We start from the raw sequence: 14486 nt of genomic DNA, 5'->3' as shown, positions 1-14486 counted from the left end.
ACGGACCACGCACCGGCGTAACCCGACAGCCGGCCATCCTGGTGATCAGCCGCGCCTCGGCGGCCCGACTGGTCAGCCGCGCCTCGGCGGCCCGATCAGCTGCCCCTCGATCGGTGTGGGGGACAGCAGCGCCCAGCGCAGCGCCCGGCGGTTGACCACCGCCACCATGTCCTCCCGGATCCGGGTCAGCCACTCGGCCGAGCCGCCCAGCCCCAGCGCGGCTCCGGCCAGGGCGGCCTCGGCGGAGGTCAACGGCTGGAGCAACGCCAGGTCGGCCCGGCTCAGCGTGTCCACATCCGCCGGTGTCAGCTCGTCGCGTACCACCAGTGTGGCCCGCCACGGCGGGCCCGGCGCGGCCTCGGCCGCCACCGGCCCGGCGTCGACGATCACCAGCAACGGACGCAGCGCCGTACCCACCCCGTCGGCGACCGCCCGACCCGGCGGCAGCAACGGGATCGTGCCGCCCGGTGCGCCAACCCCCCGGACGAACGGCTCCCAGGCGCGTGGCCGGACCGTCTGCACCACCACCAGGGCGCCGAGTGCCAGCGCGCGCAGGCCCACCAGTTGGGCGGCGCGCACCCCGCCGACCAGCAGCACCCGGGTGCTCTCCGGCCGGAACAGTCGTACGGTGACGGCCCGGCCGTGCCGGTTGGTGCCGACCATCAGCCCCGCGTCGCCCACCGAGAGCTCCCAGTCGGTCACCGCCGCGCCGGGCGGCGACCCGGGTGCCGATGGGCGGGGCTGCGCTCCGGACGCCGGCAACGCCAGCGGCAGCGTGGCGGCCAGCCCGCTCAGGTGGGCACCGTCGAGCCGCCGCAACTTTCCGCCCAGGTCGGTCACCAGTCGGATCAGCGCCTCGGTGGCCGCCGCCAACTCGGCCGCCGTCCCGGCCGCCAGACGCACCGTCAGCTCGGTCGGCACTGTTGTGGTCGCCGGTGAATGCGACGACGGCGTCATCGTCGGCGCCGGACCCGAGCACATGGACACCGTCGTGGCCGTCGCCGGCAGCGAGAGCAGGCGGGGCACCAGCCGGCGTCCGCCCGTACCGCCCGGGTCGGGCCACCAGGTCAGCAGGAAGGTGGCCTGGACCAGGGTGCCCGACCGGATCACCGGCCAGGACTCCCGGACCGGTTCGTCGTCCTGGTGGGCCAACTCGCCCAGGACGCGCAGCGCCGCCGGCACCCCGAGCGGTCGCGCGGCCAACGGCCCGAGACGCCTGACGATCCGGCGGACCGTGCCGGCGAGCACCCGGCGCAGATCCTCCTCGGACCAACCGTCGACCCGCAGCACCCGGACGGCAACCACCGCCCGTTCCCGCCCGGCGAGCCGCCCGTCGGTGAGCTGCCGGTACGAGGTGCCGACCGTGCCACCGGCGCTCGTTACCGGTGCCGGTGCGCCCGCGAGCAGCAGTTGGACCAGCTGCGGGGGCAGGTCCGGCCCGGCCGGCGGGAGCAACGCGGCCGGGGCGGGGATCGCCTGGGACGCGTCACCCAGCAGGTCGCCCGGGTCCCCCAACTCCAGCAGCGCGACCATTCCCGTGGTGTCCTCCAGGACGGCCGCCGGCCCACCGGTCAGCTCGGTCGAGCGGACGACGGTGCCCGGGGCGACCAGGTCGAGCAGTTCGGCTGCTCCGGCCGGCCCGGTCAGCGCCCGGCGGCGGGTGAGGTGCCCGACGGCGGTGCCCAGCCACTCGAAGAGCCAGCGCCCCCGAAGCGGCACCCAGGCGGCCGCCACCAGCAGCACGGCCATCAGGGCGGCTACCGCGACGACTGGTGCGGGCCGGCCCAGGGCGACGAGGACGAGCGCCGCCGCTACCTGCGCGCTGACCAGTTGGCCGGCTCGCGTGCGGGCACCCGCGCGACGGCCGACCGCCGCCCAGCGGCCCACCGTCGACCGGCGGCGGGGCGCGCGCTGATCGGCCGACGCCAGGCCACTGTCGGTGGGTCGGCCCGGCCCGGTCGCCGGTGCGCGGGCCCCTGCCCCGGAGTCGACAGGGGTCGGTGGGTGCGGCACCGTGCCTCCTCGACCAGTGGGAACCGGGTCGGGCGGTCGGCCGCCGCTGACGGCCCGTCACACGCCGCGACGTGGCTGCGGCACATCGTAAGCGACCGATGGCCGCCTCGGTTGTCCACAGGGGAAGCCCGTGGGGTAGCAGAACTGCTACGAGGTCGCTACCGTCAGCCACGAAGTCCTTCGCTGACCCGTGTCTCAGTGCTCGACGACCGGGCCAAGCGACGACGCGTCGCCCACCGTGGACGCGTCGACGGCCAGGTGCGATCCGAGAGACGAGGTGACGTCCGGGTGTCCCAAACCAAGGCAGAAGCCGCAGTCATGCAGCAGACCGCCGCGAAGTTCGAGCAGGTGGACCAGTCGTTGCAGTCCATGCTGACCGGCCTGTTGGCCGAGCTGGAGGTGTTGCAGCAGGCCTGGCGTGGCGCTGGCGGCCGGTCGTTCGAGCAGGTCAAGCAGCAGTGGTCACAGGACCAGGCCGCGCTGCACCGCGCCCTGCGGGAGACCGCCGGTGCGATCCGCACCGCCGGCCGGCAGTACGACGTGTCCGACGACGAGGTGGCCAGCCGGGTGGCCGGCACCAACCGCGGCGGCATCCAGTTGCCGCTCTGATCCCGCTGGGGAGGGAATCCGATGGACCATGGTGTGCTGGTCGTCAACTTCGCCGCGCTGCAGCAGGCCGGCGCTGACATCCAGAAAGCGTTGAACACCCTCGACGCGCAACTCGGGCAACTCGAACGGGACGCCGCCCCGCTGGTGGCGAGCTGGACGGGCGAGGCGCGGCAGGCCTACGAGCAGCGGCAGGCGCGGTGGCGCTCGGCCTCACAGGACCTCCAGGCGATGCTGCGTGACATCAGGCTGGCGGTGAACGACTCCGCCACCGACTACCTGGACACCGAAAAGAAGAACACCGGGCTGTTCCAGTGAGCGATGTGGGCCGGGAGCGCTGACCGTGTCCGGGTCAGCGCCCCGCCCGCGGCCGGTCGCAGGTTCGGGCCGCGGGTGGGTGGGCTCAGGCCGGGCCGGCCGGGCGCCAGCGCCGACGGGCGCCCCGGGGCACCACCACTGCCAGCAGAGCCACGGTGAGCGCCGTCATGCCGACCACCGCGCCGACCAACAGGGCCCGGTCCCGAGCGGCGGCCCGGCGGGTCTGGCGGGCGAGTCGCGCCGGGTCGGCCCGATGGTCGGCGAGCGCGGCCACCGGCAGCGCTCCCGCCGGCCGGCCGCCGCTGGTCTCGGTGACCGCCCGGTAGGGGTTCAACACCCCGGCACCGTACCCGCCGCCGTGGCCCGCGCCCGGAGCCGGATCGGCGGTGGCGATGATCCGCTCCGCGACCTGGGCGGCGGTCAGCTCCGGCCGGTACTCCCGCAGCAGAGCTGCCGTGGCGGCCACGAAGGGCGCCGCGTAACTGGTGCCCTCGGCCCGGTGGTGGCCCGCGCCGGGGGCGGCGGTCAGCACCTCGCTGCCGGGTGCCACCAGGTCGACGTACGGGCCGGTCTGCGAGAAGGTCGCCCGCCCGCCGTCCGCCCCGATCGCACCCACGCCGAGCACCCCGTCGTAGCCGGCGGGGAACGGTCGGGGGTTCCCGCTGTCGTGCAGGTTCCCGGCGGCGGCCACCAGCACCACGTTCCGGTCGACCGCGTACCGGACGGCAGCACGGACCTCCGGGTCGTCCGCGTACAGCACCACGGACAGGTTCACCACGTCGGCGTCATGGTCGACGGCCCACCGGATGGCCCGGGCGAACTCGTCGGCGCTGACCGTACGCCCCGACTCCCGCCCCTGCACCACCTGTTGCTCACTCACCCGCACCGGCAGGATCCGGGCGCCCGGCGCCAGCCCACGGAAGGCGACGCCGGGGCGGGGCGCCGCCGCGATGATGCTCGCCACACCGGTGCCGTGCCCGGCGCAGTCCCGACGGCCGTCCCCGCCGGGGTCGAGCAGGTCGGCGCCGGCCAGCACCCGCCCGGCCAGTTGCGGGTGCGCCCGGTCCACCCCGGAGTCGACTACCGCGACGGTCACCCCGACGCCGGTGGCCAGCGGCGCGAGCCGCGCGGGGTCGTACCGTTGCTGCGGCCAGGGCGTGGCGGTGACCGGCCGGACGGGGGCGAGTGCTGTCGCGCAGGCCGGCGCCGCCCGGAACCCGGCGGCGACGGCGACGGTCGGAAGGGCCGGTACGGTCAACAGGCTGGCGGCCAGACCTGCGAGGACCGGGCGCGTGATCGACCGGGACATCGACGCCCTCCGTATCGTGTCGGCTCCGGAACGGGATGTTATCGCCTCCTCGACACCCTGACCGGCCGCCGCCGGCCTGCCATTGTGATCTTGGTGCCACCTTGTAGGTTGTACGCGATACCTGTGGCCTGTTCTCGGAAGGGGAGGTGGCCGTGACCGCATGGGAGCCGGCCACGGAGGCCGAGGTGGCGATGCGCGACGCGCTGCGCGCCAACGACCAGGAGCTCTACTTCCGGCTCCTGTCCCGCACCGATGTGCTGCTGCCGATCTCCGCGCCGACGCGGCCCGGCCAGCCACCCGCCGGATGGGGCACCTGGACCACCGGCGGCCGGACCCACGTCCTGGCCTTCACCTCCGCCGCCGCACTGCGGGCCTGCCTGGGCGACAACGCCGGCAGCAACCGCCGCATCCCCTTCGCCGATCTCGCGGCCGGTTGGCCCAACCATGAGTGGTGGCTCGCCGTCAATCCAGGGCTGCCGGTCGAGGGTTACCTGCCGGCCTGGTTCGTGTCGCAGCTGTCCCGGGGCGACGTGCGACTGCCCGGCCGGGCCATGGGTGCCCGCGCTCGGCTGGAGCGAGCCGAGACGTTGGCCCGCACCCGGCCCGGCATCCCACCTCGCGACGCCGCGTCAGCCGCCGGATCGGCCCCGGCGACCGGGGCTGCCTCGCCCGCGCCCGAGAGTGTTCCGATCGCGCCCCGAAGGCCCAGCCGGGGCGGACTGCCCCGGGTCGGTACGCCGTCGGTGCCGGGCCCGGCACCCCGGCCACCGGTTCCCGCCGAGCCGCCGCGCCGCGCCGGCCAGGAGGACCTGCCCGCCGCCGGCCAGCGGCACCCGAGCGAGCCGCCCCGGCCCGCACCCGGCGCCGGAGCCCTGCCCCGCACCGGCCGGCCGTCCCGGTTCACCCCGTTGGCGTCCGCCGCCCCCACCACCGAGCAGCAGGGGCCGAGCGGGGGCTGGCCGGCGCCGACCCGGCCGGTCGACGACGGCCCCGCCGTGGGCAACGGCAACAGCGGTCCCCAAGCGGCACCCCGGCGCTCCTTCTTCGACCCGAGCCCCGCCCGTGATCCGGCCCCGAGCGGGGGTCGTCAGGGTGACCGGGCGGCCCCGCCGACCCGGTTCGGGCGAGGCAGTCAGCCCTTTCCGCGCCGTCGCCCAGCCGATGCGCCAGCCGACGAGCCGGCGACGAGGGCCTTCCAGGTGGCAGCGGACCCGGCAGCCACCCAGCCGATCCGTCGGCCGGAGGGCGGCCTCGGCACGTCCCGGGGCGTGGACGCACCGGCATCCGGCGAGGAGATCACCCAGCCGCTGCCGCCGCGTCGGCACAACCCGCTTGCCGAGGAGCCCACCCGCGCGTTCCGGGTGACCGCTGAGCCTCCCCTGACAGGTGCGCCTGGGCGGCCCGACCCTTCGGCGGAGGCGACGCAGGCGATCCCGCAGGACCGGCCGGGCCGGTTCGGGCCGGCGGAGGACCTGCCGGAGTCCGTCGCGGAACCGGTCTCCGGGCCACCCGCGCCGCGCCGCGGCTTCACGCCCATCGTCATCGAGGGCACCATCATCGAGTCCCGCGACCTCACCGACCCGGTCGAGAGCGGCGCGCCGGCCGAGACGGCCCACCGGCCCGGCCCCGCCGAGGCCGCCCCGCCACCGTTCGGCTCGCCGTCCCCCGGTCCGGGCCTGTTCGTTCCCTCGCCTCCCGGCCCCAGCCCCGCCGAGGCCACCCCGCCGCCGTTCGGCTCGTCGCCCCCCGGCCCCGGCCTGTTCGATCCGTCGCCCCCCGGCCCCTCCGCTCCCGCGTCGTTCAACCTCGGCCAACCGGTTGCGAGCCCGCCCGTCCCGCACCCCTCGATTCCGACGGAGGCCGGCGGTGGCCTCGATGATCCGGGTTTCGGCGGCCGTGTCGACACCCCGCTCGGTGCCGACCGCGCCGACAGCGGTGCCCCGTCGGCCGGCCTGACCGGTTCGGAGCAGACCGGCGCTGAAAGCATGTTCGGCGGCGAGAGCGTGTTCGGCGGCGACGGTCCGCACCCGCCGGCCGACGAGCCGGCGCCGGTCGAGTTCGAGCCGGCCAACACGGTCGAGGAGGACCTGCTCAGCGCCGCCAGCTCCGGCAGCACCGACACCTTCCTGTCCACCCTGCTGCTGGCCCGGGTGCTGCTTCCGGCGGCACCGGACTCGGCGGCGGGAAGCCGCCCGGGAGATCCCGGCTTCGTCTGGCGTACCGGGCAACTCGACGGCGAGACGTACGTGGTGGTCTACACGTCGCCGGAGCGCCTCGCCGACCACGTCGACGGGGACGTCGACACGGTCCGGGTGAAGTTCGCCCAACTGATCCGGCGCTGGCCCGACGAGGACTGGTCGTTCGCCGTCAACCCGGGCACGCCGGTCGGTGCCAAGTTGCCCGGCGAGCAGATCGTCGCGTTGGCCAACTGGGCCGCCGAGGTGGGGCTCGGCGACGACCTGGAAGTCGACCAGGTGGAGGCACCAGCCGCGGCCGAACCGGCCGCCCGCCCCCGGTACGCCCCGACGGCTGTCGACCCGACCCGCCCGACGGTCATGCAGAAGGCGATCGCACCGAGCCAGCTCGCGTACTACCTGGACCGTGGGTACGACCGGGTGTCCGGGTTCGTGCACCGGGCCGGCGAACTGTCCCACCTGACCACACCGGCTCAGCTGCACGAGGCGCTCGGCCTCAGCTACCCCGGCTCGCCGTTCGCCCCGGACGCCGACGAGATCTACGTGCTGCGCTGGCCGGCGCACCGGCCGAGCCTCTACCGCATCCCCTACGGCGGTCAGAACGAGTCGGCGATGCGGGCCATGGAGGGCTGGGTCATCGAACGCCCGCCTTTCCGGGGCAACGGCTTCGCTCCGGGTGAGAGCAGCGACGTGGTGGCCGAGTTCAAAGTGGACAGCGCGCGCCTGCCGCACGGAGCCCAACTCTGGCGGATCGGCGCGGACGGCACCGAGCGGGTGGTCGCGGAGTTGGACACCGACTCGGTCACCTGGCGACGGGTCGGGGAGGCGTGATGCGCGACGGTTACGTGGCCCGGTGGCAGGGCCGGGAATACCAGGCCAGCCCGGACGGCGACGACATCCGCCTCTACCAGCCCGAGCCCGGTGAGGGCTTCGAGGAGGTCCGGGCGGGCCGTTACGTCCGGGTGCTGCCGGCGAGCGAGATCGAGGATCTGGCGTACGTGCGGACCACCTGCACCTGGAAGGGGCAGCCGTTCATCGTGCTCGGCGAGCACGACGCGTGGCTGCGGGTGGAGTACACCGGTGGTCGCTGGCCGGTGGCCGAGGCGATGCGGCTGGAGGTCTTCGACTTCGGCGTCTACCAGGGTTGGGCACCGGCCGCCGAGGTCACCGACCTGCGCGAACAGCGGGTCTGACGCGTCAGGTCTTCGCCCACCGCAGGATCTCACCGAGCACCAGCTCCGGTGCCTCCAGGTGCGGGAAGTGCCCCACCCCGTCGAGCAGTCGCCACTCGTACGGGGCGACGACGTACCGGCCGGAGCCCAGTGCGGTCCGGGGCAGGGAGGCGGCGTCCAGGGCGCCGTGCAGTTGCAGGGTCGGGGTGGACAGCGGCTTCTGCATCAGGCGGACGAACCGGTAGCCGTGCAGCCGCAGCAGGGAGCGGAACGCCCAGCGGTAACCCTCCAGCGCGCAGAACGCGGCCTGCGGGATGCACATCGCCTCCCGGCACCGCTCGGCGTACGCCTCGAAGTCCGGCCCGGCCACCCACTGTGGGCCGCCCCAGCGGCGCATGATCTCGCCGACCGCCGCGGCGCCGTCGCGGGTCAGCACGTGCTCGTAACGGGGTAGCTGGAACTTCAACGCCGGCGTGGAGGCGGTGAACTGCCCGCGTGGGTCGGCGAAGATGGCGGCGCGCAGCCGCAACGGGTGCGGTGCCGCCAGCACCACGAGCCGGCGGACCAGGGACGGGTGGAACGAGGCCACCGTCCAGGCCACCATGCCGCCGAGTCCGCTGCCGACGATGGTCGCGGATCGTTCACCGAGCGCGCGGATCAGCCCGGCGATGTCGGCGGCGAGGGTGTAGCCGTCGTACCCCCGTGGTGGTTTGTCGCTGGCGCCGTAGCCGCGTAGGTCGACGGCGACCGCCCGGAAGCCGGCGTCGGCGATCGCCGGCAGCATCTGGTGCCAGGCCCACCAGTGCTCGGGGAAGCCGTGCAGGAAGAGCACCATAGGCCCGGTGCCGGCCTCGACCACGTGGAACCGGCTGCCGTTGGCACCGACGAAACGGTGCGTCCACGGCCCCTCGGTGAGGACACAGGACTCGTCGACGGCTCCGTCGCGCTGGTCGGTCATGGCAGACAGCCTAGGACCCGGTTGCCGCAGGCGGCCCCGGTGGTCGCGTTGAACAGGGGAAAGCCCCGGGTTGTCCCGGACCGGGGGCCAGGGGAGCCGCCTCGACCGTCCCTCGGAGAAGCCGGTCCGCGTCGTCAGCGGGTGTCGTACAACGGGCGACGCCCGGGCAGTTGACCTGCCCGGGCGTCGCTGGTTGGTGCGGGATCAGTGGTCAGCTGATCCGGATCTTCATCGAGGTGCCGTCCTGCTCCAGAACCTTGATCTTGACACCGGTCGCGGGGAGCTTGACGCCGTGGTTCGGCAGTTCCTCGTAGAAGTACTTCTTGGTGTCGTCGAACAGCGGCTCAGCGGCCTGGCCACGGATGTACTGCGGCTGGCTGTTGAGGTGCAGGGTGAACGAGTCGGCCTTGTTCAGGCTGAACGGTGCGTCGTACATCTGGACGCGGGCCCGCCACGGTGCCCCGGTCAGGTTGTAGATCGGGCGCGGGTGCGCGTCGATGTACAGGTTGCGACCCTCACCGGGGTGACCACCCGGGTTGGTCGGGGAGGCCGGGGCGGTGTTGTTGTCGGAGAACCGGGTGTTCCAGTACGAGATGAGCAGGCCCTCCTGGTACGCGTAGTGGTCCACCCAGTCCGGGCGGGTGTTCGCGTAGCCGAAGAAGTACGGGCCGGTCTTCAGGTACTTGTCGTACGAGACGTACGACCGGTTGCCGGCGATGTAGAAGTTGTCGAACAGTCGGGTGTAGGTCGCCCCGACCACCTCGAACTTCTCCAGGTTCCAGCCGGCGTCGGTCTCGGCGCCGTCGCTGAACACGGTCTGGCCGTCGGCGGTCACGGTGATCGCGTCACCGAAGAAGCCGCCCTCGGAGACGCCACCGTCGGTGACGTAGTGCAGGCGGACCTGCGCCGACTTGCCGGCGACCGAGGTCAGCGGGATGTTGATGTCCGCCCAGGCGCCGTTGCTGCTGCCGGCGAGGGCCGGGCGACCGGCACCGTCCACGCCGATCGGCTTGCCGTTGACAGTGCCGTCCAGGTCGGTCCAGGACTGACCGCCGTCTGTCGACGCCTCGAAGTAGAGGTAGTCGTAACCCGCTTCGATGCTGTACTTGCCCTTGAGCGACAGCGCCGCGGCGGACTTGCCGGTGAGGTCGAACGTCCTCGTCATCTTGCTGTCGAGGTTGTCCTCGTTACCGGAGAAGTACTGCTTGGCGCCCTCGAACGGCGGACCGTAGTTGAAGGTGTATTCCCTCTTGGGCAGCACGACCACGACGGCCTGTGCTTCCTTCGAGTTGTATTCCTGTGGGCCGAGCTTCAGCGTCTGCTTCTGCCCTGCCACGACCACCTCGTAGTCGAGCCAGCCGAGCTGGAACTTGTTCCACGCGCCGAGGTCGCCGCCACGGTCGCCGATGCCGGCGTCGTTCTTCGCGCCGAGCCGGCTCTGGGCCATCAGGGTCCAGTGCTCGTTGCTGTTGTCGGCCGGGCCGTAGTCGTCCGGCAGGCCCAGGTCGTGGCCGTACTCGTGGTAGAAGACGCTGCGGCCGCCGTTCTCCGGCTGGATCGTGTAGTCGCGGATCCAGACGCCGGTGTTGCCGATCTGGGTGCCGCCGATCGGGAAGTTCGGCGGGCCCACGGGCGAGCTGTTGAACGCCGACCAACGGTGGCTCCAGATCGCGTCCTCACCCTGCTGCGGGTCACCGTCGGCCTGGTCGCCGCCGGAGTGGACGATCTGGAAGTGGTCGATGTAGCCGTCCGACTCGTTGAAGTCGCCGTCACCGTCGTAGTCGAAACGGTCCCACTGGTCGAAGGACTTCATCTCGGCGGCGATCTGCTCGTCCGTCCGGCCCTTGGCCTTCTGGTCGGCGACCCACTGGTTGGCGGCGTCGCGGATCAGGTTCCAGGTGTTCGAGCAGACGTTGTCGCCGCAGACGGCGGGGTCGCCGGTCGGGTCGTCGTCGGCCTTCGGGTCGTCGGAGCGACCGTAACGGGCCTCGTTGTACCGGACCTTGACCCAGTCGGTCACCTCACCCTCGACGGTGTAGCGACCGGAGGACTGCGCCTCGTAGTACTGCTTGAGCGACTCGTCGCCCGGGTTGGTGCCGAAGTAGAGCTGGCGGAAGTGCTCCGGGCTGAAGTCCGGCTGCCAGATGGTGGAGTTGTCCACGGCCCGGTTGGGCTCGGGGATCTTGTTGTGCAACGGACCGTCGAACGTCGCCGGGCCGGCGATGTCCGGGTTCATGTCCTTGTCCGGGTAGGACGGGTGGCGCTCGTCGCCGAACTCGGCCAGGATCACGAAGATCTTGTCGGTCCGCTCACGCTTGAGCTCGACGTACTGATCCCTGGTCTCCTGGCCGCCGCCGGCGGCGGAGCGCGCCTTGGCGTTGGTGCCCGTCTTGCCGACCTGGCCGACCTTGACGACAGTGCTGCCGTTGCGCTCGATCGGCTTGCTGCGCCCGCTCAGCACGTCGGCGAGGCCCTGCTCACGCAGCTCGCGGCGCTTGTCCTCGAGCTTGTCGGGGAGCTCATCCTTCAGTGCCTGTGGTTCGGCAGCGGCCGGTGCCGCGGCCGGCAGTTTGGGCTGAGGCGCCGCCGAGGCGGACGGGCCGAAAGCCAGGCCTGTCGCCGTCAGTGAGAGCCCGAGCAGACCCACTGCGACTTTGCGCACGTGGTACCTCCGGTGTGAGGGAACCGGCCCAACGGGGGTACGGGCCGGTGGGAGATCGATCCCACTAGTGGGACCAATGGTGAACTTAGACACTGGCGGGACGGGTGGGAAGACGAACGCGTCGATTTGTTGCAAGATTTTGTTGGGAATGCTTTTCACCGTCACACCCCACCGGTTCATCAGCCGCGCTGAGCAGCGCAGACCCAGACGCGAACGTATACAACGACATCCCTCGATCAGTTTGATCGCACTTACGACAGTGGGGCCGGCAGCGTCTCCGCCACCGGCCCCACCGTTACAGTTGTCGATCTACGAAACCGTTACTTCTTGGCCGGCGTCACGTAGATCGTGGCGGACGAGTTGTCCGCGGCCGCCTTCTTGATGGTGAGCGAGACGCCGTAGTTCACACCCTGGTCACCGGGGTTGCCGGTGCCGAGCACGATCGCGCCACCGCCCAGGGTCACGCCGTAGAACTCCGGCGCCGGGCTGCCGTCCGGGTTGGTGACCCGGGTGGTGTACGGCGCGTTGTCACGCGACGGCAGGACCACCGACGCGTCGTTGTCCCGGGCGTACGCCGCGCCATCGCGCATCTCGATGCCCGGGTACCAGCCCTTGGCGTCGGTGAACGCCTTGACCGGCGCCTGGCCCTTGAACTTCGTGCAGTACGAGCTGTACGGCTCGTCCGCCGCCTCCAGGCACTCGGTGAACGGGTAGGTCCGCTGCAACGAGAAGGCCGCGTTCGACGACTGCGGACGGCTGGGCAGGTTGTCCGTCACCGACGGGTCCTTCTCCGCCGCCTCACCCGTACGCCGGTACGGGTCGAAGTGCGAGTCGACGATGAGCAGGCCGCCCTTCGCGCCGTAGCTGGGCAGCGCGGTCATCTGCCCGGTGACGTGGTTGACGTCGCCGAGCGCGGTGTCCCGGTACCAGACCAGCATGCCCGGCGCGTTGTACTTGATCCGGTCGACCTTCCACGCCTCGTGGGAGTAGATGGTGTCGTAGGTGTACTGCAGGCCCTTGTCGAAGCCGTCGAAGTTGCGCCACTCCGCCAGGTAGTACTGGGCGTGGACCTCGGTGCCGCTGGAGACCTTCCAGCCCGCGCCGGTGGTGTCGACGAAGGTGCCGCCGGTGGCGGTCCAGCCGTTGTCGCCGCCCTCGACGTCGTCACTCCAGGTGGTGGCGCCGCCGCCGGTGACCGAGAAGTCGTCGACGAACCAGTTGCGCTCCTCGAAGGCCTCGTCGGTGGCGAGGCGCAGCCGCAGCTGCACTGTCGTGCCCGCGTACGCCGACAGGTCGACGTAGTCGTGCCGCCAGCCGTCGGTGCTGCCGGTCAGGCCGTACTTCTTGCCGCCGAAGTCGTTCATCCGGCCGTTCGGGTCCGGGTAACCGTCCGGCGTGGTGACAACAGTGCCACCCTCGTCGTACACCTTCTGCTCGGTCCAGGTCGTGCCGCCGTCGGTGGAGAGCTCGACGAAGCCGTAGTCCCAGTCCTCCTCGATGATGTAGTTGTTCCACATCCAGAACTTCGAGTCGGCGGCCGCCGGCACGTCGACCGAGCGGCTGAGCTTGACGTCGGCCCACTCCTGGTCGTTGTTGCTATGCCACATCTTGGTGCCGCTGTGCGGGGTCGCCAGCGTCGTCACCTTGTCCGGCAGGTCGACCTTGATGCCGTCCTCGGAGTCGATCGGGGTGCGTGAGGTCTGGCCGAGCTTCACCTCGCGCGGGTTCGACCCGGGGCGGATGGTCAGCGGGTCGGCCCAACCGAGCACCCACTTGTCCCAGATGCCCATGTGCGTCGGCAGCGCCTGGAAGATCTCACCCGAGTGCGAGCCCGAGGCCATCAGGTCCCAGAAGTCCACGTCGGAGTCGGCGTTGCCGGACGTGTCGTAGAGGTCCGGCAGGCCCAGGTCGTGGCCGAACTCGTGAGCGAAGACGCCGACACCGGCGTCCTCCGGCTGCACGATGTAGTTCGACGCCTTGATGTTGGTGCCCGGGATGGTGTAGCCACCGGCGACCGTGGAGGAGTGCGCCCACACGGCGTACACGCCCTCGGCGCCGCCACCACGGGACTTGCCCTGACCGGCGTGCACCAGCACGAGGTGGTCGATCACGCCGTCCGGCTCGAAGACGTTGCCGTCACCGTCGCGGTCGGCCTGGTCCTCGATGTCGTAGTCGGCCCAGGGGAAGTTCGGGTCCTTCGCGACGAGCGCGTCGATCGCGTCGGTCGCCAGGCGGCCCGCGCCGGCCGGGTTGTCCGGGTGGCCGTTCATCGACTGCTCACGGCCGGGAACCCAGGCGCCGGTCTCGTCCTGGAAGCAGCGGTTGGCCGCGTACCAGCCCTCCGAGTGCGGCACGGTGATCCACGGGCTGGCCTGCCCGTCCACCGTGTACGCGTTCTTGGACATCTCCAGGTACATGTTGTGCATGGTGCGACCGGACAGGTCGATGCCCTTCTTGCCGTCCGGGCCCTTCAGGTCGGTGCGGACCCGCTCGGTGATGCCCTTCTTGCTGTACAGCATCTTGTTGTAGTGCTGCGGCGAGAAGTCCGGCACCCACATCGAGTTGTTGTCCTCGTGGGGCAGGCGCGCCGGGTCCGGGATCCTGTTGTGCTTCGGGCCGTTCTGGACCGTGCCGGGCACGCAGGTGCGGTCCTCGAACACCGTCTTGGGGACCATCACGTCGGTGAAGTCGTCGTTGGCCTTGTCGTTGAACTCGACAAGCAGCGTCAGCAACTTCGCCGTCTGGGTGGTCGGCGCCTTCTTGAACTTGCGCGGGTTCTGGCCCGTCTTCAGCGACTTGGCCTCGTCCTTGGCCAGCTGCCGCGCCGTCACCGGGTTGCCCCGGGCGTGCTTCTGGTCGAACTCGCGCGCGGACTCCACGGCAGGGGTGTAGACGCCACCCTTGCCCTTCACCTCACGGCCGGCGGTGTCCGGCTGCACCTCGGGCTCGGCGTAGTTGATGTAGTACTCGTCCGCCCCGATCACCGCCCGCGGGGTGTCGGACGAAGGCTTGGCGGCCGCGCTGCCACTCACGGTCAGTGACGTGGCCGCGAGGGCGATGACGGGTAGCGCGACGAGTAGTCGTCGGCGCGACCCCGGACGGGAGTTTCTGTTCATGCCACTCCGTTTCTCGGGCAGAGGACGTCGGCCGGATCCGGTGGCGTGGGCTCATCGGGGCCGCCCGACGAGCGTGAAACTAAATGACAAACAACCCGTACGGCGGGATCGTGATCGATGCGTTATCTGTTTAACTC

At 71.7% G+C, this 14486-nt stretch carries 9 protein-coding genes; 4 read left to right on the top strand and 5 right to left on the bottom strand.

What is annotated here, in order from left to right; all coding sequences use genetic code 11:
• Positions 1 to 72 precede the first annotated feature (72 nt).
• Positions 73 to 2013 (bottom strand): type VII secretion protein EccE, encoded by a 1941-nt coding sequence (eccE, locus tag AB0C03_RS14175; protein WP_435823371.1) that lies wholly within the window; start codon positions 2011 to 2013, stop codon positions 73 to 75.
• Between the two features lie 288 nt (positions 2014 to 2301).
• Here eccE and AB0C03_RS14170 point away from each other — a divergent pair, with 288 nt between their 5' ends.
• Together AB0C03_RS14170 and AB0C03_RS14165 are read left to right on the top strand one after the other, a co-directional pair.
• Positions 2302 to 2622, top strand: coding sequence for a WXG100 family type VII secretion target (locus AB0C03_RS14170; protein WP_030334170.1), 321 nt, complete (start codon positions 2302 to 2304; stop codon positions 2620 to 2622).
• Between the two features lie 21 nt (positions 2623 to 2643).
• The gene (locus AB0C03_RS14165) at positions 2644 to 2937 is read left to right on the top strand and encodes a WXG100 family type VII secretion target (RefSeq protein ID WP_030334171.1); all 294 of its coding nucleotides are present in this window, start codon (positions 2644 to 2646) and stop codon (positions 2935 to 2937) included.
• Between the two features lie 85 nt (positions 2938 to 3022).
• Here the strand turns inward: AB0C03_RS14165 and mycP are convergent, their stop codons facing one another.
• Positions 3023 to 4246 (bottom strand): type VII secretion-associated serine protease mycosin, encoded by a 1224-nt coding sequence (mycP, locus tag AB0C03_RS14160; RefSeq protein ID WP_357636953.1) that lies wholly within the window; start codon positions 4244 to 4246, stop codon positions 3023 to 3025.
• A 152-nt stretch (positions 4247 to 4398) separates the two neighbouring features.
• Here mycP and AB0C03_RS14155 point away from each other — a divergent pair, with 152 nt between their 5' ends.
• Both AB0C03_RS14155 and AB0C03_RS14150 read left to right on the top strand, forming a co-directional pair.
• Complete coding sequence (locus AB0C03_RS14155) at positions 4399 to 7272, top strand: SseB family protein (RefSeq protein WP_357636951.1); 2874 nt, start codon at positions 4399 to 4401, stop codon at positions 7270 to 7272.
• A complete protein-coding gene (locus AB0C03_RS14150; RefSeq protein WP_030334177.1) occupies positions 7269 to 7634 on the top strand; it encodes a UCP033725 family protein in 366 nt (121 codons plus the stop codon). The genes AB0C03_RS14155 and AB0C03_RS14150 overlap by 4 nt, the downstream gene beginning before the upstream one ends.
• 4 nt (positions 7635 to 7638) lie before the next feature.
• On the opposite strand, the gene AB0C03_RS14145 is transcribed toward AB0C03_RS14150, so the two are convergent.
• The 3 genes from AB0C03_RS14145 to AB0C03_RS14135 form a co-directional block, all read right to left on the bottom strand.
• Complete coding sequence (locus AB0C03_RS14145) at positions 7639 to 8571, bottom strand: alpha/beta fold hydrolase (RefSeq protein ID WP_030334178.1); 933 nt, start codon at positions 8569 to 8571, stop codon at positions 7639 to 7641.
• A 211-nt stretch (positions 8572 to 8782) separates the two neighbouring features.
• On the bottom strand, positions 8783 to 11218 hold the full coding sequence (locus tag AB0C03_RS14140) for an immune inhibitor A domain-containing protein (protein ID WP_357637402.1): 2436 nt from the start codon (positions 11216 to 11218) through the stop codon (positions 8783 to 8785).
• Between the two features lie 335 nt (positions 11219 to 11553).
• Positions 11554 to 14349, bottom strand: coding sequence for an immune inhibitor A domain-containing protein (locus AB0C03_RS14135; protein ID WP_357636946.1), 2796 nt, complete (start codon positions 14347 to 14349; stop codon positions 11554 to 11556).
• Between the last annotated feature and the right edge of the window lie 137 nt (positions 14350 to 14486).

The sequence above is a fragment of the Micromonospora parva genome (assembly GCF_040649675.1).
In the GTDB taxonomy this organism is placed as follows: domain Bacteria; phylum Actinomycetota; class Actinomycetes; order Mycobacteriales; family Micromonosporaceae; genus Micromonospora; species Micromonospora parva.
Note: the sequence above shows the minus strand (reverse complement) of the source record. Positions and strands in the feature narration are given on the sequence as shown.

Bases quoted from the DNA above. Each gene is read 5' to 3' on its own strand.
- AB0C03_RS14165 (WP_030334171.1), top strand. From the start codon at position 2,644: ATGGACCATGGTGTGCTGGTCGTCAACTTCGCCGCGCTGCAGCAGGCC.
- mycP (WP_357636953.1), bottom strand. From the start codon at position 4,246: ATGTCCCGGTCGATCACGCGCCCGGTCCTCGCAGGTCTGGCCGCCAGC.
- AB0C03_RS14145 (WP_030334178.1), bottom strand. From the start codon at position 8,571: ATGACCGACCAGCGCGACGGAGCCGTCGACGAGTCCTGTGTCCTCACC.
- AB0C03_RS14135 (WP_357636946.1), bottom strand. From the start codon at position 14,349: ATGAACAGAAACTCCCGTCCGGGGTCGCGCCGACGACTACTCGTCGCG.